This window comes from Gleimia hominis (genome assembly GCF_002871945.2).
Classification (GTDB): Bacteria; Actinomycetota; Actinomycetes; order Actinomycetales; family Actinomycetaceae; genus Gleimia; species Gleimia hominis_A.
The window spans coordinates 1322916-1346532 of record NZ_CP126963.1 but is presented as its reverse complement, the minus strand read 5'-3'; the positions used below and the strand labels follow the sequence as shown (position 1 = coordinate 1346532).

Below are 23617 nucleotides of genomic sequence, written 5' to 3'. Positions count from 1 at the left end.
TTAGGACTCCTTAATCGCGATGGTTTCGATGCCGTTTGCTAAACCTTCGAAGCTGTCACACGCTTTTTCGAGTGCTTCGACGATGTCTTTGACTTTGATCACTTCGATGGCGTTTTCGTAGGTGTCGAATACTTCGGAGAGGACCCGCCGGTAGGCTTTGTCGCCTTCGTTTTCGAGGCGGTTGATTTCGATCCAGTAGTCGCGGAGTCCGCCGAGGCTTTTTAGTTTCGGCATGGCTTGTGCGGTGAGGTCTGCGCAGCGTTGGATTACGTTTAGTTGTTCCACGACTCCGCGGGGGAGGTCGCCGACTTTGTACAGGACGATGAGGTCTCCGGCTTCGTCCATGAAGTCCATGCAGTCGTCTAGTTTTCCAGCTAGGAAGGTTAGATCGTCGCGGTCGAACGGGGTGACGAAGGTTTGGTTGATTTTGGAGGAGAGTTCGTGGAGGGCTTCGTCGCAGAGGTGTTCTACTTCGTGTAGTTCGTCGCGGAGGTTGAAGCGGTCTTCGTTTCTTGCCCCGTGGATGCGTGCCAGTAGTTGGGCGCCACGTACCAAGTGGTTAGCTTGGGTGGTTAGCAGGTCGAAAAACACGTTGCTGCCGTCGGACTTGGAAAATCGCATTTCCTAACTCCCTAGTCTTAGTTTGTGCACAGGCCCTTCCAGGTTAGACCACTTTTGGTGGATACCTAATCGGAAGCTTTTTTGGTTTGTGGGCGTGTGCCGTGTTGACATGGTGAAGCGGGCTTCCAGTTTGCGTTGGAAGCCCGCTTCCGTGCGGTATTACCTTATCTAATTGTGCTTCTTGCACGCATGGCCTTTGGCCTACGTGTGATGCATGCCCGACGTGTGGTTTTAGTCGGGGAGGCGTTCACCGGTTGCGTGGCTGAAGTTGTGTTGCCCACCTTTCTTAATGCGCACGTTCACTACGGACCCTTTGTCGGGTGAGGTGTGGGGTGCGGTTCGGATGATGATTTGGTCGGTGGTGTCGTCATCTGGGTTCGCGTCGGTTCCGGAGCCGAGGTCGCCGCCGCCTACGAGGTGTCCGTAGATGTAGGCGTCGGAGCCGAGTTCTTCGACGAGTTCTACTTCTACGGGGATGGCGCCGTCGGTGCCCTCTTCTACTACTTCGAGGGATTCGGGGCGGAATCCGATGACGATTTGTCCGCCGTCTGCTTCGGTGATGGCGTCGCGTGTTTCTTGGGAGAGGGGGACGCGGGCTTCACCGAGAGTGGCGTAGCCGTCGTCGGCTACTTTGAACGTGCCGAGGTTCATGGCTGGTGAGCCGATGAATCCGGCGACGAATTCGTTTGCTGGACGGTCGTACATTTCGCGGGGGGTACCTACTTGTTGGAGGATCCCGTCTTTGAGTACGGCGATGCGGTCGCCCATGGTGAGGGCTTCTGTCTGGTCGTGGGTGACGTACACGGTGGTGACGCCGAGGGACCGTTGTAGGGACGCGATTTGGGTACGGGTTTGTACACGTAGTTTGGCGTCGAGGTTAGACAGTGGTTCGTCCATGAGGAATACGCGTGGTTTCCGCACGATTGCGCGGCCCATGGCGACGCGTTGGCGTTGCCCACCGGACAGTGCTTTTGGTTTGCGGTCCAGGTATTCGGTTAGGTCGAGGATTTGTGCGGCTTCTTCTACGCGACGGTTGATTTCGTCTTTGGGTGTGCCCGCGATTTTGAGGGCGAATCCCATGTTGTCCCGCACGGTCATGTGGGGGTAGAGCGCGTAGTTTTGGAAGACCATTGCGATGTCGCGGTCTTTGGGGGGAACGTCGGTGACGTCGCGACCTCCGATTGAAATGGTGCCGGCGTTGACTTCTTCGAGTCCGGCTAGCATGCGCAGTGACGTGGATTTACCGCAGCCCGAGGGGCCTACGAGCACTAGGAATTCGCCGTCGGCGATGTCTAGGTTCAGGTTGTCCACTGCGGGGGTTTCTGACCCCGGGTAGATACGGGTTGCCCCTTCAAAAGTTACAGATGCCATATTTAGTTTCTTCCTCCATCGGCAGGTACGTGCCAAACGATCCGTTGTGGAGTGGCAGCGGCTTCGCTGTCACAATCCCCACGTGCTCACACTCCCTTGTTGCTTCACGTCGGCGTCGCATCAAGAGTTTGTTAGCCGTAGAAACCTCTCATAGATTACCATGCTCTGGGCGTGCGGACACGGGTATTGAGCGTGTTTGTTCAGCTTTTGGGAAGTTTGGTTTTGTGCCGGCTTGGGGGGGAAACACGTGGTTGTGGGTTAGATGTGGCTTTCAGCTTCTTCCCGGCTGTGGTTAGTAGTATTTGGGGTGTGAGTGATTCCGTTCAGCGTCCGGCGACCCGTTTGGGGGGTTATCGTCTTGTGCGCCCGTTGGGTAGTGGTGGCGCTGCGGTTGTGTGGGAGGCCGTGGATGAGGCGGGTGCCCGGTATGCGTTGAAGTTGTTGCATCCCGCGGTGGCGTCGGATCAGGTGGCGCGGGTGCGTTTGGCGCGGGAGGCACAGACGTTGAATCGGGTGCGTTCCGCAGCGGTGGCGCACGTGGTGGATTTGGAGACGGAGGGCCAGCAGCCGTTTGTGGTTACGGAGCTGGTTGATGGTTTGTCTTTGCGCGATGAGGTGCACCAGCGCGGCCCGTTTTATTACGATGATGCGGTTGATTTGGCTTTTAGTTTGGCTGAGGTTCTGCGGCAGGTGCATGCGGCGGGGGTGATTCATCGGGATTTGAAGCCTTCGAATGTGATGTTGGGGCCGGAGGGGCCGGTGCTGATTGATTTTGGGATTTCGAGGGCGGCTGGGGATGAGCGGCTTACGTCGACGGGTTTAGTTACGGGTACCCCGGGTTGGGTGGCGCCTGAGGTTCTGCAGGGCGCGGATGATGATGAGGTCACGGATTGGTGGGGTGCGGCTGCGATCGTGTTGTTTTCGTTGACGGGGCGGCAGCCGTTTGGGACGGGGAAGATGGAGGTGGTGCTCGGTCGGATCGCGACGGGCCGGCCGGATACGCGGGGGGTTTTCCCACCGCTGGCGCGGGTGTTGCGTCGGGCGTTGGGACCGCGCGAGAACCGTCTGGACTACGGTGAGTTTTTAGCGCAGTTGCGGGAGTTTGATGCCATTGAGGTCGAGGCATACTCGGATGCAGATGAGGCGGATCCCCAGGCGCAGGCAACGCAGGCTTTTGAACCGGACGTTGGTTCGGACAGTGCCACGCGTGCTTACGATCCAGAATCGGTCTCTGAGGGCGCAGCCACCCGGATTTATGATCCGGAAGCAGATTCAGGAAACGATGCCACCCGAGTTTACGCGCCGAACCAGGGGCATGCAGTGGCAGGTTATGAGGATTACGCGCCGAAAGCCTCACCGGAAGATCCGCCGGCAAGCCCAATCGCTGGTCGGGGGCAGCCACCTGCGCCGCAGCAGTTGGCAGCGGGGGGAGTGCCAGGACCTCAGGTGGGTCAAGTAGGTGAGGCAAGTGTGCCGCAGTGGGCGTTCCCGTCGGTGTACCAGTATCGAGCACCGGGGCGGGCGAACCTGTTTTCCGCTGGGCTGATGGGGTTGGCGTGCCTGCTGCCGGTGTGGTTTGGGATGCCGGGGGCGATCTGGCTACTGGTATTGCTGGTGGTTCTTGAGGCAGTTGGGAACGCGCGCACGTGGCGGGAACGGCGCCGCACCCGCGTGGGATCTAAGCAGAAGGGAGATAATGCGCTCGCGGCACTTAGGGCAGTGCCGTATGCGCTCAAGTCTGTGTTTGCCGTGGGCATTAACGCGTTGATCGGTGGGGTGCTGGCTGGCGCGGCCTGGTCGATTTGGGCGATGTCACGGCGGTTAGACCTGGTGAACACCCCGTTTCTGTTAATGCTGCAAGGTAGTCCGGGGCAGCGCGGGTGGTTGTCAGCGTGGCAAGACGTGCAGGTAGTGCCCGCCTTGCTTTGGGTGAGTGTGGTCGTGATTGTTCTGCTCTGTCACATGGGTGCTGGTGGTTGGCATCTGCGTGAAGGGGAGCGGGCCACCATTTCGGCTGCGATGCCTTCTGGGGCGCTGAGGTTGTTCTTTGGGATAATCCTGTGTGGCGTGTGCGTGCTAACGGTTGGCATGGTCACAGGGGTTATAGGTTGGTAGGTGCGCACAGTAGGTAGGTTCGCAAGGTGGACAAAGGTTGGTAGGTGCACTCAACAGGCAGATTCGCGAGGCGGGTTGGGTTTTAGACGCGTTGGGCGCGTGTGCCCGCCGTTATTTAAGATGTATACGTTGCATTAGTTAGGATTTTTGGAGGAGTTATGGCAGCCTCAAAGGGAGCTGGTAGCGCGAGCGCGCAGAAAGCTCGGAAGATGCGGGAGCAAGCCCAGGCGCGGGAACGTCGTACACGTAACGTGATCATCACGGTTGTGGTACTGCTCGTGCTGGCGGTGGTTGCAGCGGTGGGCGTGGTTGTTTACAAGTCTCGTTCCGCAGATTCGGCGGGTGAAGGTGCGGCAGCGGCCAGTGCTGACGGTTCGTTCATCATCAGTGCGAATGGGTCTGGGAAACCTAAGTCTGGGGTGCCGACTTTAGAGGAGTACATGGATTATTCGTGTCACGCGTGTGCGGACACGACTGCGATACTGGGCGATACCCTAACTAAAGCTGTTAAGAATGGTGAGTTTAACCTCAAGATCACGCCGGTGAACACGGTGGACATGGTGTACCACCAAGAGGCGGCAGATGCGGCGTACGTGGTGTGGCAGCAGCAGCCGGATAAGTACATGGATTTTCACGCGGCGGTGATGGCGTATTTTAAGTCGCAGTTTGATGCGAAAGACGGGTCCGTGATCCAGGAGTCTGCGCAGAAGTCGGCCGACAAGATCGCGCAGATCGCAAAGTCAGTGGGGATATCTGACGCGACGATCAGTAAGTTCAAAGCGTCGGACATGAAGGCGCAGTTGAAGGCGAATACGGACAAGTGGATTTCCCGCAAAGTTGATGGTTCAACTGAGAAGTACACGCCGCAGTTCATTTCAAATGACAAGCTGATTGAGTTGAAAGGTGAGTCCGCTGAGGAGGTTACGAAAAATCTTCTTGAGGGCATAAAAGCGGCGCAGAAATAACTCATGTGACAAATGGACCTCATTCATGGCAAACTTGAGGTCGCGCCACCTTAGCTCAGTTGGTAGAGCATCCGCCTTGTAAGCGGACGGTCAGGAGTTCGAGTCTCCTAGGTGGCTCTCAGAAACAACTGAAGGTAACGTCGTCCACTGCGCCGCAATAGAAACGGTCATTGGCGAACTGGGGCGCGGTTCGATATCAGGTAGATTGCGTTCGATAGGTGGGGGCGCAGCACAGACTATCCAGAACTTTTAAGACCATAACGGTGCTTATTGATTAGGTATAATCCAATTACTAGTTTTACCGTCGTTTATGACTCTGAGAGGCGGAAAGATGCGTAGAAAGTACAACCTCTCTCCAGGTGAAGTAGTAGCTGTAGGCGTTTTAGGCGGACTGGGAATGCTTACCTTAGCTTGCGCATTCACCAATCCTCTGTGGTTTCTTAGTTTTATCGCCTGCGGTGCTGTTCTACTTGCGGTAGTCATTCCAAAACTGCATGGATGACGGACGATCTTTGTGCAGGCGTATTAAGAATAGGATATGGGTATCCACTTGAAGGAGCGCTCTTACGAAACAGAAGCCGATGGGGCATAAAACTACTAGGTATTAAAAACTACTAGGTATTAAAGAGTAGGGAGGCGGCGAACCTCTGGGGTAGCAAGTAAGAGTAGAATCCCGGTTGCGGATAGTGCACATACGATTGCTACGAGGGGTCCGATAATGGCGCGTTCCACGGCGAACGCGGCGAGCAGTGGAGCAACCACGGCAGCGAGGCCGCTTGCAAGTGAAAAAATGGCGAATATTCGTCCCTGAAAACCGGATTCGGTACGAGAGAAAACGTGGCCGAAAAGTGCGCCGTTTAAAGCGGGTGAAAACAACATTGCGACGGCTGCAAAGACAGACATCAAGAGTAAATTCCCATGAGCAGTGAAAAGTGCAGCGAACCAGCACGCCAGCCAGGTCAACCCTCCAATTGCAAGCCAGCCCGAAGGAACATGGTCAGTTAAGTAGGGGGCAAGGGCACTGCCCGCTACAAGGCCGAACGCAAAGGAAGCGGAGACTAGACCAATGTGAAAAGGTGAGTGTCCTTCAGCTCGAAGATAGTATGTGGCCCAAGCGGTGCCTGTAAAAACCATTACGTTCACAAGGGGGGTGCATAATACGATCACTCTCAAAAGGCGATCGCGCAGTAGGTAGGCCAGTCCTGCGTGGTAAGAGGTAAACAACTTCATGCAAACTGATCTCACCTTGAGTCGTGGAGGACGCGAGTTGGGTCCGAGGCCGTCAGGGATGCGGCGTAGGAGTGGTAAAAATAATGCTTCGCACACCGCTCGCAGCGCGAATGGAATCGAGTGGTTAATGCCGTATATCAATCCGGTGGTCGGTGCTGAAGCAATGGAAATAGAGGAGCTTCGTGCCTGTGCGGCACTCATTGCGCGTGGAAATTCTGCGGCTGTAATTAGTTCTTTTAAGGACCCGTCAAGAGCAGGGCCGGTCATGGCAATGCAAACGGATGAGACGGTAAGAAAAAACACTGTGGCGTATATTGCTAGCTGATTCTTTTCTAGTTGAGAAGAGAAAAATGCTAGCGCGCACAGAGAAACATTCGTCACCACTCCCACTCGCACAGTAGTTGTGATGAGCGTTCGGCGCGAGATAAGATCGCCTAGCGCTCCGCCTACCAGTGTGGCAATTAGTTCGATAATAGCTAGAAAGCTTGCAATCCGCCCAGCGGCACCAACACTTCCAGTGATGTCAATGAGAAGTAGTGTTACTGCCAGCGTGGCACTTTCACTGACGGCCAGTAGGGTTTCGGCCCCGAACCAATACCGGTATGAGTTGCGCTGAAATGGATTCTTAGACTGAGAAGAACGTGTCATCACAAATTCGTTTCCCGCGCAAAAGCCACCTGCCACTGTATTGCTTGGCATATCAGTAGCGCCGCCCGTGTAAACGAGTCGGTGAAATTATCGTTTGCCCAAATTTGTTGCTGTATGTCTTTAGTTAAATTAATGGTGCTTAGTAGGTGTTTCATGCGCTGGAGCTCATGAGATAAGGAGGCTAGCGTTTCAGCTTGTGTCTGTGAATCGATATTTTTGAGCGGCGCTGGGTAATTACGATGAACTGTTGTATAACGGTTGAAGCACTCAACCGTATTCTGTGCAGATTCAACCATCATCTGAACCGTAGTATGAAATGAACCATTGTGCCTGCGCAAGTTAACTTCATCTAAAACACCCTGTTCTACGCAAACATTTACCTCAAAAAATAATTTAGCGGTGGTAAACAAATTGGCACAGTACTGTGCTGATACTTTTACATATTAATCGAAAATGTCCATAGCTATCCTTTCTTATGAAGGAGAGCCATGGACATTTCCTGGTAGTTATTGCGTTGGTTTACACTATCGGAGGAAGCGGTTTCGGATTAATTCCACCACGCATGGCTCACTCCTTTATCCTATTCTTTTTGGATTCTGTAAGCGTAATCACTGTATTTGTGTGCTGTCAAGACTTTGCTTAATTTTTAACTGAAAAGATGCTTTACCATGATTCACTTAGTGCTTGCGGCGTTTCAAAACGTAGAGCCCAACGCCAGCAACTACAGTTAGCAGACTTAGCGCAATCGCAGCTGCCACGTCCGTACCGGTCTTCGCTATCTGCCTGCCATTGTTCGCGTGGCCACCCGCATGGTTTCCAGACGCATTTCCGCCCTCAGGCTTATTACCAGACTGGCTCCCGGAACCAGACTGGCCAGTAGAACCGGGCTGGTTAGGATCCTGCGAACCTGGTTTATCTGGGTTACCTGTGCTAGGGGCATCCGTATTCCCCGCAGCCGCCTTCTTACTCAGGTTGAAACCAATGATCGCACTGTTGTGGTCCGACGCACGGAAAACATTCGGCCGGTAGTAGTCCGTGCCGGTTGCCATGTACCGCGAGTATTCGCGCGCCTGACTCTCATACGCGTTCGCAGTCCAAATATCGTGGCCAGCATAGAAATCCATCCCGGTTTTCGAAACCATAATGTGGTCTAGCGAACCGAGCATGCCGCCATACGAATACGTGTACTCCGCCCAATCAGTCATCGAACGCTTCGAAGCATGTTCAGCAGTGTTCATCAGATCCGCATACCCGGAGTCTTTAAGGACCTGGATGGGATCCTCCCCAGAATACGCGTTAAAGTCACCAACCAGCAGCGTGAAATCGGCTTTAGAACTCGCCTGCTCCCGCTGCGCAAACCCGGCCAGTGCCTTCGCTTGACGCGTGCGGTCCCCGTTATTACGACCCGTATCGTACGCCGGGCCCTGCGTGTCACCGGGGTTCTTATTGTCTTCCCCCACAACGGTTCCACCCTTGTACGTGAGGTGGTTATTAATCACCAGTACCCGCCGTTTCGTCACCTTATGCTCAAAAACCTGAGCAATCGGAGCGCGCGCATCCGCAGCCGACTGGTACGCCGCGTCATCTAGATACTTCGCTTTCCCAACTAAACTCACTTGCGCAGGCTTGTAAATGAACGCCTGGCGAATCATATCTTTCGCCCCGTATTTCGGGGTTTCCTTCGGGGTGGGCACGTAGTTCCACCCCTGGGCCGAATCCGCCTTGTTAAGCGCATTCACCAGCTGCTTGAGGCTCTGGTTGGGGTTGTCTTGAAAAAGCGGGTCGTTCTCTATCTCTTGTAGCGCAATCACTGCTGCGCCCTGGCGGCCGAGCGTGTTGATCGCTGCCACAATCTTGTCTTCCTGACGTTTCAACCCCGCTTTGTCCCACGCGCCCCGACGTGGGCAATCCCAGTTCCCAGCCACCGGAACCGACTGATCCCACTGGTTCATCGTGGGCCAACACAGAGGCTTGCCGTCCCCATCCGTGTCAGTTGCGTCCACACCCAGGCTGGTGAAGTAGTTCAACACGTTGAACGTAGCTACCTTCAAGTTGCCACCCACGTCAGCGGGCTCGGCTTCCGAAACCTTTGTGAAACTAACAAACTCATCTGCCGCGGGGTTTGATTCAGTGGGGTCGAGCACCCACTGTTTATCGGCGCGCGTGACGATCGCGGGGGTTTTGAAGCTCACTTCGGCTCCCAACGTGGGGCCTGCTTGCGCACCGTCAGCCATGAATGGAAGGTGTTTAGGAGGCGTCACTTCCGCCTGGTCATTATTCGAATCGAACACGGCATCGCTACCATCGTCAATAACCACGCGGTGCGCCGCATTGTACTCTGCCTGTGCTTTTGCCTGCTGCGAACCAGGCCGCCCCATCTGGGTGGGCTGCACCGGTGGCTTATCACCATCCGTTAAAATCAGCTGCCCAACGCTCGTTAACGGGAAGGAATCCGCCAGCCGGAACTTTCCCTTGGGGGCAATTGCCATGCTCTGCAGCTTCTGCGCTTCCGCATCCGTTTTAGGCGCTGGCACCTGCATGACGTTAACCTGTTTACTTTGGTCACTTGCAGTGGTTTCCACATTATTTGCCATGAGGGTAGTGAGGCCACCCGGAACATCCACCTGCCCGGTAACCGTAACTGCGTCACCAACCTCCACGTTTGCCACAGCGGCTGCTTTATCTGCCCCATCGGCGCTGACTTTGACGAACACTGCCTGCGAGTTCCCGTATCCGCTTGGCACCGCACTGGTGGGCATCTGAATGGTGAACCCACCGCGGCCTTCCAAGACGGCAGTGACGACACCGCTAGTGGTGACCTGTTTGTCCTCGTAATCTTTCGGAGCGGTCTGAATGTCACTAATTAGTAGTGTTTCAGAAGTCGGATCGGGTGTTTCAGAAGGGTCAGCTGCAACGGCGAGCGGGCTGTAAAACGCAAAAACAAGCGACGCCGCCAGTGGCAACGCGGTAAGTGGTCTAAGCAAATGCATGGCAACACTTTCAATATGGTTGACTACAAGTTGTTAATTCTTGGCTGCACTAATGACATAAGAATGCTATAACTACCCGCCCGTTGGTGTCAGCACAACGGACGGGCAGCTAGCCTACGCGCTGTAACCTACCGGCAAACGTAACCTCCTATGAACCCTTTAGTTACCTTTCGAGTACGCCGTTTCGCCTTTCCATGCGGATTTGTGGCGCGCGCTTGTTTACGTGCTACTGGCCTGCGTAGGGGTCGCGCACCCCGATGTACTGCACGGACGTGTACTCTTCGATTCCTTCCGCTGCGCCTTCGCGGCCCAAACCCGATTGCTTCACCCCACCAAATGGGGCGGCTGCGTTCGAAATCACGCCCGCGTTGTAGCCCATCAACCCGTACTCCAGGGCGTCCGCCAACCGCCACATGCGGTCGCTGTTTTCCGTATAGACATATGAGGCTAAACCGTACTCCATGTCGTTAGCGGCAGCCACTACCTCTGACTCTGTTTTGAACGTGAAAATGGGGGACAGGGGGCCAAAAATTTCCTCTTGGAACACGCGTGCGCCCCGGTCCATGCCGCGCAACACGGTGGGTTCAAAGAAGTTTCCTGCACCATCTACTCGGCTGCCACCTACCAGTACTTTCCCGCCGTGATCGACCGCGTCTTTCACTAAGGCCTCCATGTTTTCTACGGCGTCTGAGGTGATGAGTGGCCCGCACGTCACCCCTTCTTCCATGCCGTCGCCAACCTTCAGGGCTTTGATGGCGCTCACGAGTTTCGCAGTGAACTCATCTGCGACTGACTCGTGAATCAGGAACCGGTTCGCGGCCGTGCAGGCCTCCCCGATGTTACGCATTTTCGCACCCATCGCACCAGCAACAGCCTGGTCAATATCCGCGTCTTCAAAAACTATGAACGGAGCGTTCCCACCCAGTTCCATGGACGTGCGTAAAACGTTGTCGGCAGCGGCTTTAAGTAAGGTGCGGCCCACGGCAGTGGACCCGGTGAATGACACTTTCCGCAGTCGCCTGTCTGCCATCAAAGGCGTGGAGATCGCAGACGCGCTTTTACCGGAAACTACGTTCAGCACGCCTTTCGGCAGGCCCGCGTCCAGCATAGTTTGCGCAAAATACTGGGCGGTCAGTGGCGTTAGCTTCGCGGGTTTCAAAACCATCGTGCATCCCGCGGCAACTGCGGGCCCTACCTTGCGGGTAGCCATCGCAAGCGGGAAGTTCCACGGGGTAATCAGCAAGCATGGGCCCACGGGTTTACGCCGCGTCACCATCCGCAACGCGCCCTCAGGCAAAGTGGCCGTGCGCCCGTATAAACGCGTGGTCTCTTCACTGAACCAACGCAAAAACTCCGCGCCGTACGTAACCTCCCCTTGCGCCTCCGAAAGTGGTTTCCCCATTTCTAGGGTCATGAGGGCAGCGAATTCCTCACCGCGTTCATGCACTAACTCAAATGCGCGGCGCAAAATGTCAGCGCGTTCACGCGGGGAGGTGCGAGCCCAGTCAGTTTGCGCCTCACACGCGGCATCTAAGGCTGCGCGCGCATCGTCTGCACCCGCAGAAGCCAGCTCGGCAAGGACCTCACCGGTAGCAGGATTAGTCACCTCGTAAGTTTCATTATTTTTCGCATCGACCCACTCATTATTGATTAACAGGCCGGTTGGCACACGATTGATTAGTTCTTTAACGTTGACCGTCATGGTCAGCTCCTCTCAACTCCTCCCTTCCAACCTAGCGCGCGGAATCTTTTCGTGCGCGGTAGGGGACATGCGCGGCAGGTTCAGCGGAGGCACATAAAGGGGGTGGATGCAGTGCGGCGCATATAGCATGTGAGCTCGGTTAACTTACGGGTAGATCTGTTCTAAATCAGGGCGTTTTGCGCTCCGACCATCCCCAGAAGAACGCCCCTTCAAATGCCGCTGCGCCCACGGGATCGCATGCTTACGCAACCAAACCCGGTCCGAAGGCCGCCGCCCCGGGCCCATCCCAGACACCCCAGCCGCAGGATTCGAAAGCGGATTAGAAGAAGACGGGGTCCTCGGCCCATCGAAACTAGGGTCATCCGGTTCCAACCCCAGCCCAACAAGCGCAGCCTCCGCAGCTAACTCATGGCCCTGCGGACTCATATGAAGACGGTCCTCACTCCAAGCGGACCAACGCTTCAAACCACGCAAACCCCACATGTCCACCACACTGCAACCATGCCGCCGCGCCAAACTCCAAATCGCGCAATTAAACGCAGCCACCCGGCCGCGCGTAAGCTCCAACAACGGTGAACCCTTTGGATCCGCACTCGCAACCAGCAACACGTCCGCACCTGCCTCACGTGCACGCACAATCGCCAGCTCCAAACGGTTAACCAACTCCGTCACATTAACCTTAGGACGCAACACATCATTACCACCCGCTGTAATCGAAACCAGGTCTGCACCCATCCGCAACGCCTCAGGCAACTGGTCGCTAAGAATCGGGCGAATCTTCTTTCCCCGAATCGCCAAATTCGCATACTCCAACGCCGGCAACCCAGCATCTAAACGACGAGCTGAAAGCTTCTGCGCCAACCGATCCGTCCACCCACGCAGCGAGCCATCAGCGTAGTGATCCCACAGGCCCTCAGAAAGAGAATCCCCAATCGCCACATACCGAGCCCAACGACCCACACCGGACGCAACCGCATCCGCATCTAGTGGTGAATTGCTCAAAATAACCCTCCTACTTCTCTAAACGCCAATCAACCGGATCACAGCCCTGCTCCTCAAGCAACGCATTCACCTTAGAAAATGGGCGGGACTCAAAAAATCCGCGACGCGCCGAAAGGGGAGAAGGGTGCACCGACTCAACACACGGCACCCCACCCAGCAACGGTTTCAACTTACGCGCATCATTCCCCCACAAAACCGCTACCAAAGGCCGCTCACGCGCAACTAAAGCGCGGATAGCAACCTCAGTCACATCCTCCCAACCACGATTCCGATGCGAACCCGGCGCCCCCGCCCGCACCGTCAACACCCGGTTCAACAAGCAAACGCCCTGCTGCGACCACGCTGTTAAATCCCCAGTTTTCGCCGGCGCAATCCCCAAATCCGACTCCAACTCCGCGTAAATATTAACCAGCGAGCGCGGCAAAGCCACCCCCGGGTTAACAGAAAACGACAAGCCCATCGCATGGCCCGGCGTCGGATAAGGATCCTGCCCAACCAGCAGCACCTTCACCTTCTCAAACGGATACGTGAACGCGCGCAACACATCCGTCCCTGCAGGAAGATACTGGTTACCAGCACGCACTTCCTCACGCAACATATCGCCCAACCGGTGAATGACCGGCTCAACCGGCGCTAAAACACGAGCCCAACCCGGGTCGATCAACTCAGACAACGGTTTCACACTAGCCACAACCCAACCCTACCCGCTCCCCACCTCACGCGTTCACCCGCAAACCACATTGCTCATTCCCTCAAGCTTGCATTACCCGCCCGACTGCCCTCACATTGCCGGTCACATGACCTGTTACATAACCGGCCACATAATCTGTGCCGACCAATCCAAACGTGGTTTCGAAATCGGCGCGTCGTAGCTTCCAAGCTGGCAAACCCGGTAGTGTGAAATCCATGAGTGCTCATCAGTATCCAGAAGATGAATTTGACGAAGCGGGCAAGAACGTCCCCATGGGTGCACACCGCGCGCGTCCATCGCAGTGGAAAACAGTTCTGCCGTTCCTAATTGTCGTAATCGCAGTGCCCCTACTCGCGTGGGCAGCAGCGTGGTACGTAACTGGATCCGGGCCAAAAAAAGAAGCGGAAACACCGAAACCAACCGTGAGCCAATCCGCCTCCGCCACGCCTGAAGCGAGCACTAGCCCCAAGGAAGAAAACAGTCCCACTCCGGAGCCTTCCGAAGAGCAGAAACCCTCTGAAGAACCCATCAATAAAGACTTCCCAGTATCCGTACTGAACGGCACTGGGCGAAACGGGCTCGCCGCGCAAGTTAGCGGCAAACTCAGCGACGACGGTTTCACCCAGGTAAGTAACGGTAACGCGTCCGAATGGATTACGGAGCAGACCACCATTTACTACGGAAAAGACTACGAAGAAGCTGCCAAACATGCCGGTGAGGTACTGGGAATCTCTAACCTGCAGAACAACGACCGTGCGGTTGGAAACGCCGGAATCATCATCATCCTCAAAGGTGACTACCAAGGGTAGGCAGCTGTAGCGACTAAACGCGGTTTCGCAGTTAGCAATTCTTTTTAGCTGTTCCATCTTGCACTCACCGCCGGAGAGTGCCAAACTAGGACTTAGCACTCGCAAGGTTCGAGTGATAATCGTAAGGCCGGTCAGTGAGGCCACTGCTATGCGAGACATGAGCGTGTAGATAGTGGTCGTCCGTCGCGGGCATTGACGGGCCGTAACCGCACAGCGGAGGAATATCACTAATGTCAAAAATGATTGCTTTCGACGAGGAAGCACGCCGCGCCATGGAGCGCGGGCTGAACACCCTCGCCGACACCGTCAAGGTAACGCTCGGCCCCAAGGGGCGTAACGTAGTTCTCGAAAAGAAGTGGGGCGCCCCCACCATCACCAAGGACGGCGTTTCCGTAGCTAAAGAAATTGACCTGGAAGAGCCGTACGAGAAGATCGGTGCGGAACTCGTTAAAGAGGTCGCTAAGAAAACCGATGACGTAGCTGGTGACGGCACCACCACCGCAACCGTTCTCGCTCAGGCCCTAGTGAACGAAGGTCTACGCAACGTAGCTGCAGGTGCGAACCCGGTAGCGCTCAAGCGTGGTATCGACCTGGCGGTCGAAAAAGTTGTGGAGCAACTTCACAAAGACGGCATGGACGTAGAGACCACCGACCAGATCGCCGCTACCGCCTCCATTTCCGCTAACGACGCCGAAATCGGGCGCCTAATCGCAGAAGCCATGGACACGGTTGGTCGCGAAGGCGTTATCACGGTAGAAGAAACGAACTCCTTCGAAACCGTTCTCGAAACCACCGAAGGTATGCGTTTCGACAAGGGCTTCCTGTCCCCATACTTCGTAACGGACGCAGATCGTCAAGAGGCCGTGCTCGAAGATGCCTACGTGCTGCTGGTAGAAGGCAAGATCTCCACGGTTAAAGATCTGCTGCCGCTGCTAGAGAAGGTAATGCAGGCGTCCAAGCCACTGCTGATCGTGGCGGACGACATTGAAGGTGAAGCACTCGCCACCCTGGTGGTTAACAAGATCCGCGGCCTGTTCAAGTCCGTTGCGGTTAAGGCCCCTGGGTTCGGTGACCGCCGCAAGGCGATGCTGCAGGACATGGCGATCCTCACGGGCGGCCAGGTTATCTCTGAAACCGTTGGCCTGTCCCTAGAGACCGCGGACCTGGACGTGCTCGGTAAAGCCCGCAAGATTGTGGTGACCAAGGACGAGACCACCATTGTTGATGGCGATGGCACCAAGGAAGCGATTGACGGGCGCGTATCCCAGATCCGCCAGGAGATCGAGAACTCCGACTCTGAGTACGACAAAGAGAAACTGCAGGAGCGTCTGGCGAAGCTCGCTGGTGGGGTAGCGGTAATCAAGTCCGGTGCTGCCACCGAGGTGGAGCTGAAGGAACGCAAGCACCGCATTGAAGACGCGGTTCGGAACGCGAAGGCTGCTGCGGAAGAGGGCATCATCCCCGGTGGTGGTGTCGCTCTGATCCACGCGGCATCCGTGCTGGAAGAGCTGAAGCTCGACGGTGACGAGGCCACTGGTGTGAACATCGTGCGCGTAGCGGTAACTGAACCACTGCGCCAGATCGCGCACAACGCGGGCCTTGAAGGCGGCGTTGTAGTGGACAAGGTGAAGCACCTCCCCACCGGCCAGGGCCTGAACGCTGCTACCGGTGAGTACGAGGACATGCTGAAGGCTGACATTGCGGATCCGGTTAAGGTGACGCGTTCGGCACTGCAGAACGCAGCGTCGATTGCTGGCATGTTCCTGACCACTGAAGCGATTGTGGCGGACAAGCCGGAACCACCGGCCCCGGCACCTGCTGCGGGCGCTGACGAAATGGGTGGCATGTACTAAATCGACAGTGACGACCCGTAAGTTAGGTGCGCAACTGAAGTTGGGTGCCTGACCGAGAGGGGTTGCTGAAGAACTGAACAGTTGGGGTGCGGTTATAACAGCCGCACCCCAACTGTTTTTGTATACAGTTCTACCTGTTATTTGTTACCGTCTATAAAACGCTACCTGTCGAACGCTATCGGCCTGACGCATCCGGCAAGTCCGACACAACTCGCCCTACCCAGCGAACAAAGACAAGGACTGCGCCTCTGCGTCCGAGTAGGTAGCGGCCGCAACCGACATCTGGGAACCAATCTGATCCAACGAGGCCTCAACCTGCGCTTGGGTTGCCCGCCAGTTCGCCACTACAGAGGAGAACTGGTTAGACGCCGCGCCCTGCCAAGACGCCTCTAACGCCTGCAAGTTACCCATCAGGGCATGCACTTGGGAACGCACTGACTCAACGGACGAGCGGACCAACGCGGAACAGCGTGCTACTTCTTCGGAATCTACTTGAAAAACTGCCATGTTAAACGCTCCTTACTGCGCTTTAGTCAAACACTGACAATCCCAGTGTGCGCGCAGCGCCAAGCCCACACCCACCCCCACTGGCCTGGTTGTGCACTCAAAATCCCTGTGGATAAAGCAGGAGCTAAAACCTGTTAGTCCACCTCTGAGTCGCGAGCCTGCTCCTTAGCTGCCTCGCTGCGTGCCTGTCCTTCAGTCGGTTCAGTGGCCTGTTGCTTACCTGACTCCCGGGCTTGTTCCTTAGCGGTCTTCCGCTTCACCTGCGGTTTCGGAGCTGGCGTCAAGAAGTCCGGTTCTGATTCGAGGCTCGATGCGCCCTGGTCTCCCGCGTCAGCCTCGCGCATTTTCGCGCCCTCAGGTTTATTCTTTGAGGTATCACCAGACTCCCCACCGCCATCGCGGTTATTCGCTGGCTTCTCAAACGCCCGATCGGAGGTAAGCGTACTGTCGCTAGTCAAAGCGCCACCAGAAGACTCATTGTTTTCGTTGCTTTTCCTGTCTGCAGGGCTTTGCCGCGGCGGTTTCTTAACACTGCGGCGAATCACGAGCGTACCAGAAGTGGGTTCCTCATCATCAACCACGCCGCCCGCAGGTTCATCAGTAAAATCCGGATCCACCTTCGCAATCGCCGCATCCAGATTCGCCAACTCGGCCTCCAGATTCTGCCGCGCCGGATCCTCCCACACGCCCGCATTGGGGGAGCGGAAAATCGTCTTGCGTTTCAGCAGGTTAAGCACGAACCGGCGGCGCGACACCTTAAACGCAAAATCTGAAAAAGCCGGGCATTCCGCACGCGCCCCTGCCCGGTATTTCTTATATTCCTGAGGCACTGCCGCCAGCACCGACATTTGCGCGTCAATCAGTGCGTTCGCATCCGTGTCCTCGCGGGGGGCGCGCAGCGCAAACATATATGAAACCAGCTGAACTACCCGGTCAACCTCAGGTACCCCCAGGCCGCGGAGGCCAGCTACGACCTCGCGCACGCAAACGGATTTACGCACCTGGACCCGCGCCTCATCGTCGTGAACAGATCGGGTTAAAAACGCACCCCCGTACCAGATCGCGAGCCGCGCCAAGTCGGGATCGTGCGCGCATTCACTGATCGTGTCGAAGGCCGACAGGATTTTCGCAAGCAACTTGGCGTTGTGAAAATGCCGGCCCGGCGCATTCCACTTATCTAACAGACGATCCGCTTCGGCTGTTATCTGCGCACGGTCCGCACTCGCGCCACTTGCCACCGCCGCGTCTTGGAACGACTTTGGAAGCCATGCGGGCGGCTTGGGCTGCACTTTTGATTCAGACAAATCAAGCACCGAAATATAGTAAGCCTTTTACTAATAACAATCTAGTGGGCACTTAGCGTTAGGCGCGCGAAATGAGCACGCAAGGTTGCCTGTGCCTGCGGTGGTGGGATTATTGCGTGGTGGTTGGTTCGCTAGCATCTTCTTCGTTAGCTATCTTCAGGCCAGGTAAACGCAGTTTCACGGTGAGTCCACCACCTTCTGTGCGCATCAAACTGGCTTTGCCCGAGTGCAGCGCCATAATGGAGGCGACGATCGCGAGCCCCAGGCCAGACCCACCGGATTCACGTGAGCGCGACACGTCGGTGCGGTAGAAGCGGGCGAACACTTTCTCTTGGTCGGAAGCGGAAATGCCGGGCCCGTGGTCGCGCACTTCCACAATCAGTGTGCCCTCTGTTTTCCCTACCGCGAACTCCACGGGTGTGCCGTTTGGCGTGTAGCGCACGATGTTGCCGATGATGTTGGTGAACACTTGCGTCATCTGGTCGCGGTCGGCCATCGCGTAGAAATGCTCGGGTGCATCCTCACCGTCGTTTAGTGACAGCACCTGCACCACCCGTGAGGAGTCCAATGCCCGCAGGTCAAAGGACGCGTTTCGAATCAGTTCCATGAGGTCCACGCGTTCCACGTTCAGTTCCCGTTTCTCGTCTAGCCGCGCGAGTGTCAGCAGGTCTTCCACGAGCGTGCCCATGCGGGTGGCTTCCGATTCGATCCGGTTCATCACGTCTTTAGTACCCGATTCCGGTACGCCGCCCATGCGGTACAGTTCCGCATACCCCCGGATCGCTGCCAGCGGGGTGCGTAGTTCGTGGGATGCGTCCGACACGAATCGACGCACTTTCGCCTGCGTGGCGTCGCGTTCCATAAATGATTGTTCGATGCGCGCCAGCATACGGTTCAGGCTGGTTGTAAGCGACCCTATTTCCGACGTTTCCGGTTCGGGGTCGATGCGTTGCGAAATATTTCCTACCGAAATTTGTTTCGCCACCGTTTCTATTCGCTTGAGGGGCCGCAGCGCAAGCCGCACCATGTAGTAGGAGGTAGTGGCTCCAACGACGGTGATGAGGATTCCGAGCAGCAGAAAGTACTGCGCGGTGTTCACCAGGGTTTCGTCGGTGTCCGTCAGCGGCAGCGCGATCGTCACCACGCCGTAGGGCTGGTTGTTCACACTGATCGGCACCGCAACTGCCCGCCAGGAGGAACCGTCTTTAGTGGACGGTACCTTCACCGGCCGCGTCATCGCCCCTTGGGGGTACACGCCCATGGGTAGTAGTTCCCCAGTTACTGGCACGCCGAACCTGTCTGCACTTTCGGGAGTAATTAGGGAGTTCTCGCTGCCGTCCACCGTTTTGAAGTGGAAGTAGTAGTTTGAGGGAATATTGGGTTCGCGCGAGTTCAAAAGTGCCTCGGCGGTGGATACGGCCGTGCGGCGCGCGGATTCTTCTAGTTCCCGGTCTACTTGGCCCACGAGGTGTGCTTGCAAGATCCCTAGCAGGGCGGTGGCTGCGAGGGTGAATCCAACTGAAAGGATCAGGGTGAACAGTACAACCAGGCGGGTTCGAAGCGTTATTGAACGCCAAAACCCTGTTTTGAAGATGCCTGGTAGTCGACTCATCCGGGTCAGTTCTCGGCCCTCAGCATGTAGCCGAATCCGCGGCGCGTGTGGATTAGTTCCCCTGAGGCGCCGGGTACCGCGAGTTTACGCCGCAAGTAGGAGATGTATGATTCCACGATGGCTGCTTCCCCATCCCAGTCGTATTCCCACACGTGGTCGAGGATCTGCATTTTAGACACTACGCGCCCTTCGTTGAGGATGAGGTAGCGCAGTAGTTTGAACTCGGTGGGGGATAGTTCGATTTCGGTGCCGGCGCGGCGCACTTCGTGTGCGTCCTCGTCCATTTCCAAGTCGCCAACCCGCAGGATGCCGTCATCTTCCTCGGTGTCTTTGGTGCGTCGTAAGATTGCGCGGATGCGCGCCACCACTTCTTCTAGCCCAAAGGGTTTCGTCACGTAGTCATCCCCACCAACGGTGAGGCCTTGGATTTTGTCCTGCATGTCGTCGCGCGCCGTTAAGAACAGTACGGGAACGCGCACGCCCGCGTCGCGCAGCCGGCGGGTAACGGTGAAGCCATCCATGTCGGGCAGCATGACGTCTAGGACAATGAGGTCTGGGTTTTCTGTAGTGGCGAGGTGGAAGGCGGAGGCACCGTTCGCTGCGGTGGACACGTCGAAACCTGCAAACCGCAGTGAGGACGCCAGCAGGTCGCGGATATTTGGTTCATCGTCGACAACCAGTAGCTTGGCTTCAGATGTTTGAGACTGTGAGTTTGCGCGGTCAATCGTAGTGCTCATGAGGTAATTCAACACCCTCACGCTGAAAAGTCCCTGAATGGAAGCTGGACTCTGTGGATTAGTGGGCGGGTGGGATGGAGGGGGTAAGTGCGACATTGAGGGCATGTAACAGCCTAAACTGTGTACTTGAGCGGTGTAAGTCACTATGAAACACTATTTCCCAGAGTTGATAGCGTTCGTGGCGCCCGTACAGAAAGGTATTCTGCATGCAACCAGATACGGAAGTTTTCAATCCTAGCGACGTGGAGTTCAAACGAGTTTCTCCTAATCTTTTGAAAGTCCGGATGGTGTCACTAGGGATTGGTGCCGTCGTAACTATTCTGCCGGCAGCGGCATTATCGGTGCTTTTGAGCCGGTGGATTTGGATCGCGGTCGCGGCGCTCGCGGCCTTGTTCGTATGGTTGTTTTGGCTAGTGCCGCGCCAGGTGCGGGCAATCGGGTACGCGGAAGGCCCGTCGGACCTGCTGATCCGCAAAGGAATCATGTTTCGGAACCTAACAATTATCCCCTACGGCCGGTTGCAGTACGTAGATGTTTCTGAGGGGCCGATCGCCCGATACTTCAAGATCGCGGAAGTGGAACTACACACCGCATCTGCCAGTACTGACGCGTCAATCCCAGGACTACCGTCGGGCGAGGCCGCACGGTTGCGCAACGAACTTGCTGCTCGCGGTGAAGCTGAGATGGCGGGGCTGTAAATGGCGAAGCGCAAAAAACGCGAATCAATAGTCGGCTCGGGGGTAGACGAAGCCGCGTGGCGTAAGCTTCACCCCATTACTCCGCTGGCGCAGTCTTGGGCGGTGTTCACGGCTCTGTTTGGGTTCTTGCTCTATCGGAACTACGACCTCTATGAGGACATCGCTAACTCCGGCTTCGTGCAGCACTCCAGCGTACTCAAGATTGTCATGGTGGTGCTTGGCGCGCTGCTGTTAATTGCGCTGATAGTGGGTGTGTACTGCTATTTCAGTTGGCGTCACATGGGGTATGCGGTTACAGAAAACGCGGTTTATTACCGTAACGGCATCTTGGCGCGCAACCAGCGGCACGCCCGCTTGTCGCGGATTCAAACCGTGAATATTACCCACTCATTGGTGGGGCGCCTGTTTGGGTTGGGCAAGATTGACATTGAGGTTGCAGGTGGGGCGGATTCAAACCTGTCTTTTGGCCTGCTGAAAACCCGTGATCTGGAAGCGGTTAGGCGCGAAATCTTACTGCGCCGAGCAGGCACTAAAAGTACAGACGCGTCCGCCACGCGCGCTGAGGGCGTCACCCAAAGTGCTGAGGGCGTCGACGCGCCAGCAGGCGTGACCAATAGTGCGACAGCTGGCCCTCAAGCGGAGAATAGGGTAGCCAATGGCCCTCAAGCGGAAAATGAGGCAGACGCGGTCGGAATTGATTCGTGGGAAGAAGATGGCAGCCCCATAATCGAGGTGCCGTGGCTGCGACTGCTCGGATCGTTGTTTGTGAACTTCGGGATGATATTCGTTCTGGTTATTGGAATCGCGTTGCTATCGAGTGCAGTCGTATTTTGGGCGGTGTTTGACTCGGCGGCTTCCGGGCTAGTTGGGATCGTCTTCGGCGGGATCGCTATGATTGGCGTGCCACTGCGAAGCTTCACGCAAAACTTCAACTTCCGCGCATTCGTAACTGCCGACGGTATCCGCATTCGCGCGGGTCTTACCTCCACCCGTGCGCAAACAATCGCTCCGGCACGCATACACGGTTTAGAAATTGAGCAACCGTTCTTGTGGCGAATCTTCGGCTGGTACAAAGTCAGTATCGTTCAAGCCGGATTCCAAGGTAGTAGCGAAGGAGGATCAGAAGATCGTGACGTGCTCCTTCCCGTGGGGTCCCTGTCTGACATGCTGCGTGCCGTATGGATGGTGTACCCGGACCTGGGGATAGATGACCCGATGGAACTGGTACGTTCGGGAATTGAAGACCGCGGGCCAAGCGCAATCTACGAAGTCTGCCCGCCCCGCGCGCGGATCTTCGACTGGATCGCATACGACCGCAACGCGATTGCGTTAACCGACCGGGTGGTGGCTCTGCGCCTGGGGCGGGTCACGCGCAAGCTCGTTATGTTTGCCTACCCGCGGATCCAATCGGTGAAGTTGTACACCGGGCCGTGGCGCACTAAGCGGCGGCTGCGGAGCCTGGACTTCCACCTGGTTTCACTAACCGGCAACACATCCCTGGCGCATGTTGACGAACGAGTTGCTGCAAACGTTGCCGCAACTGTGGCTACGCGGGCCCGCGTGGCCCGGCGGGTTGAGGAACCTGAGGCGTGGCGTAAACGCGTTGAATCTGGGCGCGATATTCCCGCTGAGAACCTATTTACCGACGGGCCCGAGGTTGTAGAGAAACAGATGAAGCTCGGGCAAGAAACGCAGGCGCGCCATGCCAGCTAGATTCCGCATTGGAGTGGTGGGGGCGGGCCGAGTTGGCCCCACACTCGGGTTGGCACTGCAGCGGGCAGGGCATTCAGTAGTGGCAGTAACCCGATCAAGATCTGAAGAGAGCAACGACCGGGTGGCGGCGCTGCTGCCCGACGCGCAGATAGCGGACGCAGACCAAGTGGTGGAGGCTAGTGACCTGGTGATTGTGGCGGTGCCCGACGATCAGATCGTACCCGTCGTGGATGGCCTGGCGAAACTTCAGGTCTGGCGCGCCAACCAGATTGTGGTGCACCCGTGTGGCGCCCACGGAGTGGCGGCACTATCGGGCGCGTCTGCCGCCGGGGCGATTCCAATTGCTCTGCATCCGGCCATGACTTTCACGGGAACCTCCCTGGATGTGGACCGCTTGGTGAACTGCCCCGTTGCTGTGACCGCACCCGCGGTTGGAATCGCGATCGGCCAGGCCCTCGTGATGGAAATGGGAGCGACCCCCTACGTGGTGGAAGAAGAAGACCGGGCGGTGTACCACGCGGCGCTAGCGCACGGGGCGAACTACCTGGTGACGATTGTGTCCCAAGCAGTAACAGCGCTTAGCAAAGCGGGAATAGATGAACCCGCCGAGTATATTCAACCACTGCTAAACGCAGCGTTAGAACGCGCTCTGTCGGAAGGGGCGGCTGGGCTGACGGGGCCGGTGGTGCGCGGTGACACGGGAACCATCAGCACGCACATGGACGCGCTGCGCAACGCGGGGTTGGAAAGCGTGGCACGCACCTACATGGACATGGCTGAAGCGACCGCGCAGCAAGCCAACGAAGTGGGGTTAATCGACGACGCCACTGCGGAAGCGATCCACGCCGAACTGCTCTACCGCCGGTAGGCCAGCCGAACCCCCGGTGGTAGTTCGACCACGAGACTGGGCGGGGTGGTAGTCCCGCCGCGCGCCCGTCGGTAAGCCCGCAGTGCGCCGCGCTGCTAACAGTTGAACTCATTATTTCGAGCTTGCAACCACCTCGTGCACGTTTGTGCGTTCTAGTTGAGAATACTTTCGAATTTGGTAA

At 56.7% G+C, this 23617-nt stretch carries 19 protein-coding genes and 1 tRNA gene; 8 read left to right on the top strand and 12 right to left on the bottom strand.

Going from position 1 to position 23617, the window contains the following annotated elements:
• Together CJ187_RS05910 and CJ187_RS05905 are read right to left on the bottom strand one after the other, a co-directional pair.
• Complete coding sequence (locus CJ187_RS05910; RefSeq protein WP_284667182.1) at nt 1-621, bottom strand: DUF47 domain-containing protein; 621 nt, start codon at nt 619-621, stop codon at nt 1-3.
• Between the two features lie 231 nt (nt 622-852).
• Nucleotides 853-1992 carry an ABC transporter ATP-binding protein gene (locus CJ187_RS05905; RefSeq protein ID WP_102216709.1) on the bottom strand — a complete coding sequence of 380 codons (1140 nt, stop codon included), beginning with the start codon at nt 1990-1992 and terminating at the stop codon, nt 853-855.
• A gap of 309 nt (nt 1993-2301) precedes the next feature.
• Between CJ187_RS05905 and CJ187_RS05900 the strand changes: the two genes are divergently transcribed.
• The 3 genes from CJ187_RS05900 to CJ187_RS05890 all read left to right on the top strand — a co-directional run bounded on the left by CJ187_RS05900 (nt 2302) and on the right by CJ187_RS05890 (nt 5189).
• The gene (locus CJ187_RS05900) at nt 2302-4107 is read left to right on the top strand and encodes a serine/threonine-protein kinase (protein WP_158237738.1); all 1806 of its coding nucleotides are present in this window, start codon (nt 2302-2304) and stop codon (nt 4105-4107) included.
• A gap of 158 nt (nt 4108-4265) precedes the next feature.
• The gene (locus CJ187_RS05895; protein ID WP_102216707.1) at nt 4266-5072 is read left to right on the top strand and encodes a DsbA family protein; all 807 of its coding nucleotides are present in this window, start codon (nt 4266-4268) and stop codon (nt 5070-5072) included.
• Between the two features lie 44 nt (nt 5073-5116).
• A tRNA-Thr gene (locus tag CJ187_RS05890) sits at nt 5117-5189 on the top strand.
• Between the two features lie 504 nt (nt 5190-5693).
• Here CJ187_RS05890 and CJ187_RS05885 read toward each other — a convergent pair.
• The 6 genes from CJ187_RS05885 to CJ187_RS05860 all read right to left on the bottom strand — a co-directional run bounded on the left by CJ187_RS05885 (nt 5694) and on the right by CJ187_RS05860 (nt 13335).
• Complete coding sequence (locus tag CJ187_RS05885; RefSeq protein WP_146003099.1) at nt 5694-6950, bottom strand: MFS transporter; 1257 nt, start codon at nt 6948-6950, stop codon at nt 5694-5696.
• Complete coding sequence (locus CJ187_RS05880) at nt 6950-7360, bottom strand: hypothetical protein (protein WP_102216704.1); 411 nt, start codon at nt 7358-7360, stop codon at nt 6950-6952. The genes CJ187_RS05885 and CJ187_RS05880 overlap by 1 nt, the downstream gene beginning before the upstream one ends.
• Before the next feature lie 267 nt (nt 7361-7627).
• Nucleotides 7628-9940, bottom strand: coding sequence for an ExeM/NucH family extracellular endonuclease (locus CJ187_RS05875; RefSeq protein WP_102216703.1), 2313 nt, complete (start codon nt 9938-9940; stop codon nt 7628-7630).
• Nucleotides 9941-10166: 226 nt separating this feature from the next.
• On the bottom strand, nt 10167-11642 hold the full coding sequence (locus tag CJ187_RS05870; RefSeq protein ID WP_102216702.1) for an NAD-dependent succinate-semialdehyde dehydrogenase: 1476 nt from the start codon (nt 11640-11642) through the stop codon (nt 10167-10169).
• 144 nt (nt 11643-11786) lie between these two features.
• On the bottom strand, nt 11787-12644 hold the full coding sequence (locus CJ187_RS05865; RefSeq protein WP_199171093.1) for an SGNH/GDSL hydrolase family protein: 858 nt from the start codon (nt 12642-12644) through the stop codon (nt 11787-11789).
• Nucleotides 12645-12654: 10 nt separating this feature from the next.
• Nucleotides 12655-13335: a uracil-DNA glycosylase gene (locus CJ187_RS05860; RefSeq protein ID WP_102216701.1), complete on the bottom strand. Its 681-nt coding sequence runs from the start codon at nt 13333-13335 to the stop codon at nt 12655-12657.
• A gap of 215 nt (nt 13336-13550) precedes the next feature.
• Between CJ187_RS05860 and CJ187_RS05855 the strand changes: the two genes are divergently transcribed.
• Together CJ187_RS05855 and groL are read left to right on the top strand one after the other, a co-directional pair.
• The gene (locus CJ187_RS05855; RefSeq protein ID WP_102216700.1) at nt 13551-14144 is read left to right on the top strand and encodes a LytR C-terminal domain-containing protein; all 594 of its coding nucleotides are present in this window, start codon (nt 13551-13553) and stop codon (nt 14142-14144) included.
• Between the two features lie 230 nt (nt 14145-14374).
• Nucleotides 14375-15997, top strand: a complete 1623-nt coding sequence (gene groL / locus CJ187_RS05850) for a chaperonin GroEL (RefSeq protein ID WP_102216699.1) — start codon at nt 14375-14377, stop codon at nt 15995-15997.
• 216 nt (nt 15998-16213) lie between these two features.
• Here the strand turns inward: groL and CJ187_RS05845 are convergent, their stop codons facing one another.
• The 4 genes from CJ187_RS05845 to CJ187_RS05830 form a co-directional block, all read right to left on the bottom strand.
• Complete coding sequence (locus CJ187_RS05845; RefSeq protein ID WP_102216698.1) at nt 16214-16504, bottom strand: WXG100 family type VII secretion target; 291 nt, start codon at nt 16502-16504, stop codon at nt 16214-16216.
• A gap of 134 nt (nt 16505-16638) precedes the next feature.
• The gene (locus CJ187_RS05840; RefSeq protein WP_146003098.1) at nt 16639-17808 is read right to left on the bottom strand and encodes an HD domain-containing protein; all 1170 of its coding nucleotides are present in this window, start codon (nt 17806-17808) and stop codon (nt 16639-16641) included.
• A 109-nt stretch (nt 17809-17917) separates the two neighbouring features.
• Nucleotides 17918-19420: a sensor histidine kinase gene (locus CJ187_RS05835; protein ID WP_102216696.1), complete on the bottom strand. Its 1503-nt coding sequence runs from the start codon at nt 19418-19420 to the stop codon at nt 17918-17920.
• A gap of 5 nt (nt 19421-19425) precedes the next feature.
• Nucleotides 19426-20157, bottom strand: a complete 732-nt coding sequence (locus CJ187_RS05830) for a response regulator transcription factor (protein ID WP_102216695.1) — start codon at nt 20155-20157, stop codon at nt 19426-19428.
• A gap of 206 nt (nt 20158-20363) precedes the next feature.
• Between CJ187_RS05830 and CJ187_RS05825 the strand changes: the two genes are divergently transcribed.
• From CJ187_RS05825 to CJ187_RS05815, 3 genes are read left to right on the top strand one after another with little or no spacing between them, the layout of a single operon-like run.
• Nucleotides 20364-20855 carry a PH domain-containing protein gene (locus tag CJ187_RS05825; protein WP_102216694.1) on the top strand — a complete coding sequence of 164 codons (492 nt, stop codon included), beginning with the start codon at nt 20364-20366 and terminating at the stop codon, nt 20853-20855.
• Nucleotides 20856-22568, top strand: a complete 1713-nt coding sequence (locus CJ187_RS05820; RefSeq protein WP_102216693.1) for a PH domain-containing protein — start codon at nt 20856-20858, stop codon at nt 22566-22568. It abuts the gene before it with no gap.
• Nucleotides 22558-23436, top strand: a complete 879-nt coding sequence (locus tag CJ187_RS05815) for a Rossmann-like and DUF2520 domain-containing protein (protein ID WP_102216692.1) — start codon at nt 22558-22560, stop codon at nt 23434-23436. Before CJ187_RS05820 ends, CJ187_RS05815 begins: the two co-directional genes overlap by 11 nt.
• Nucleotides 23437-23617: the final 181 nt, after the last annotated feature.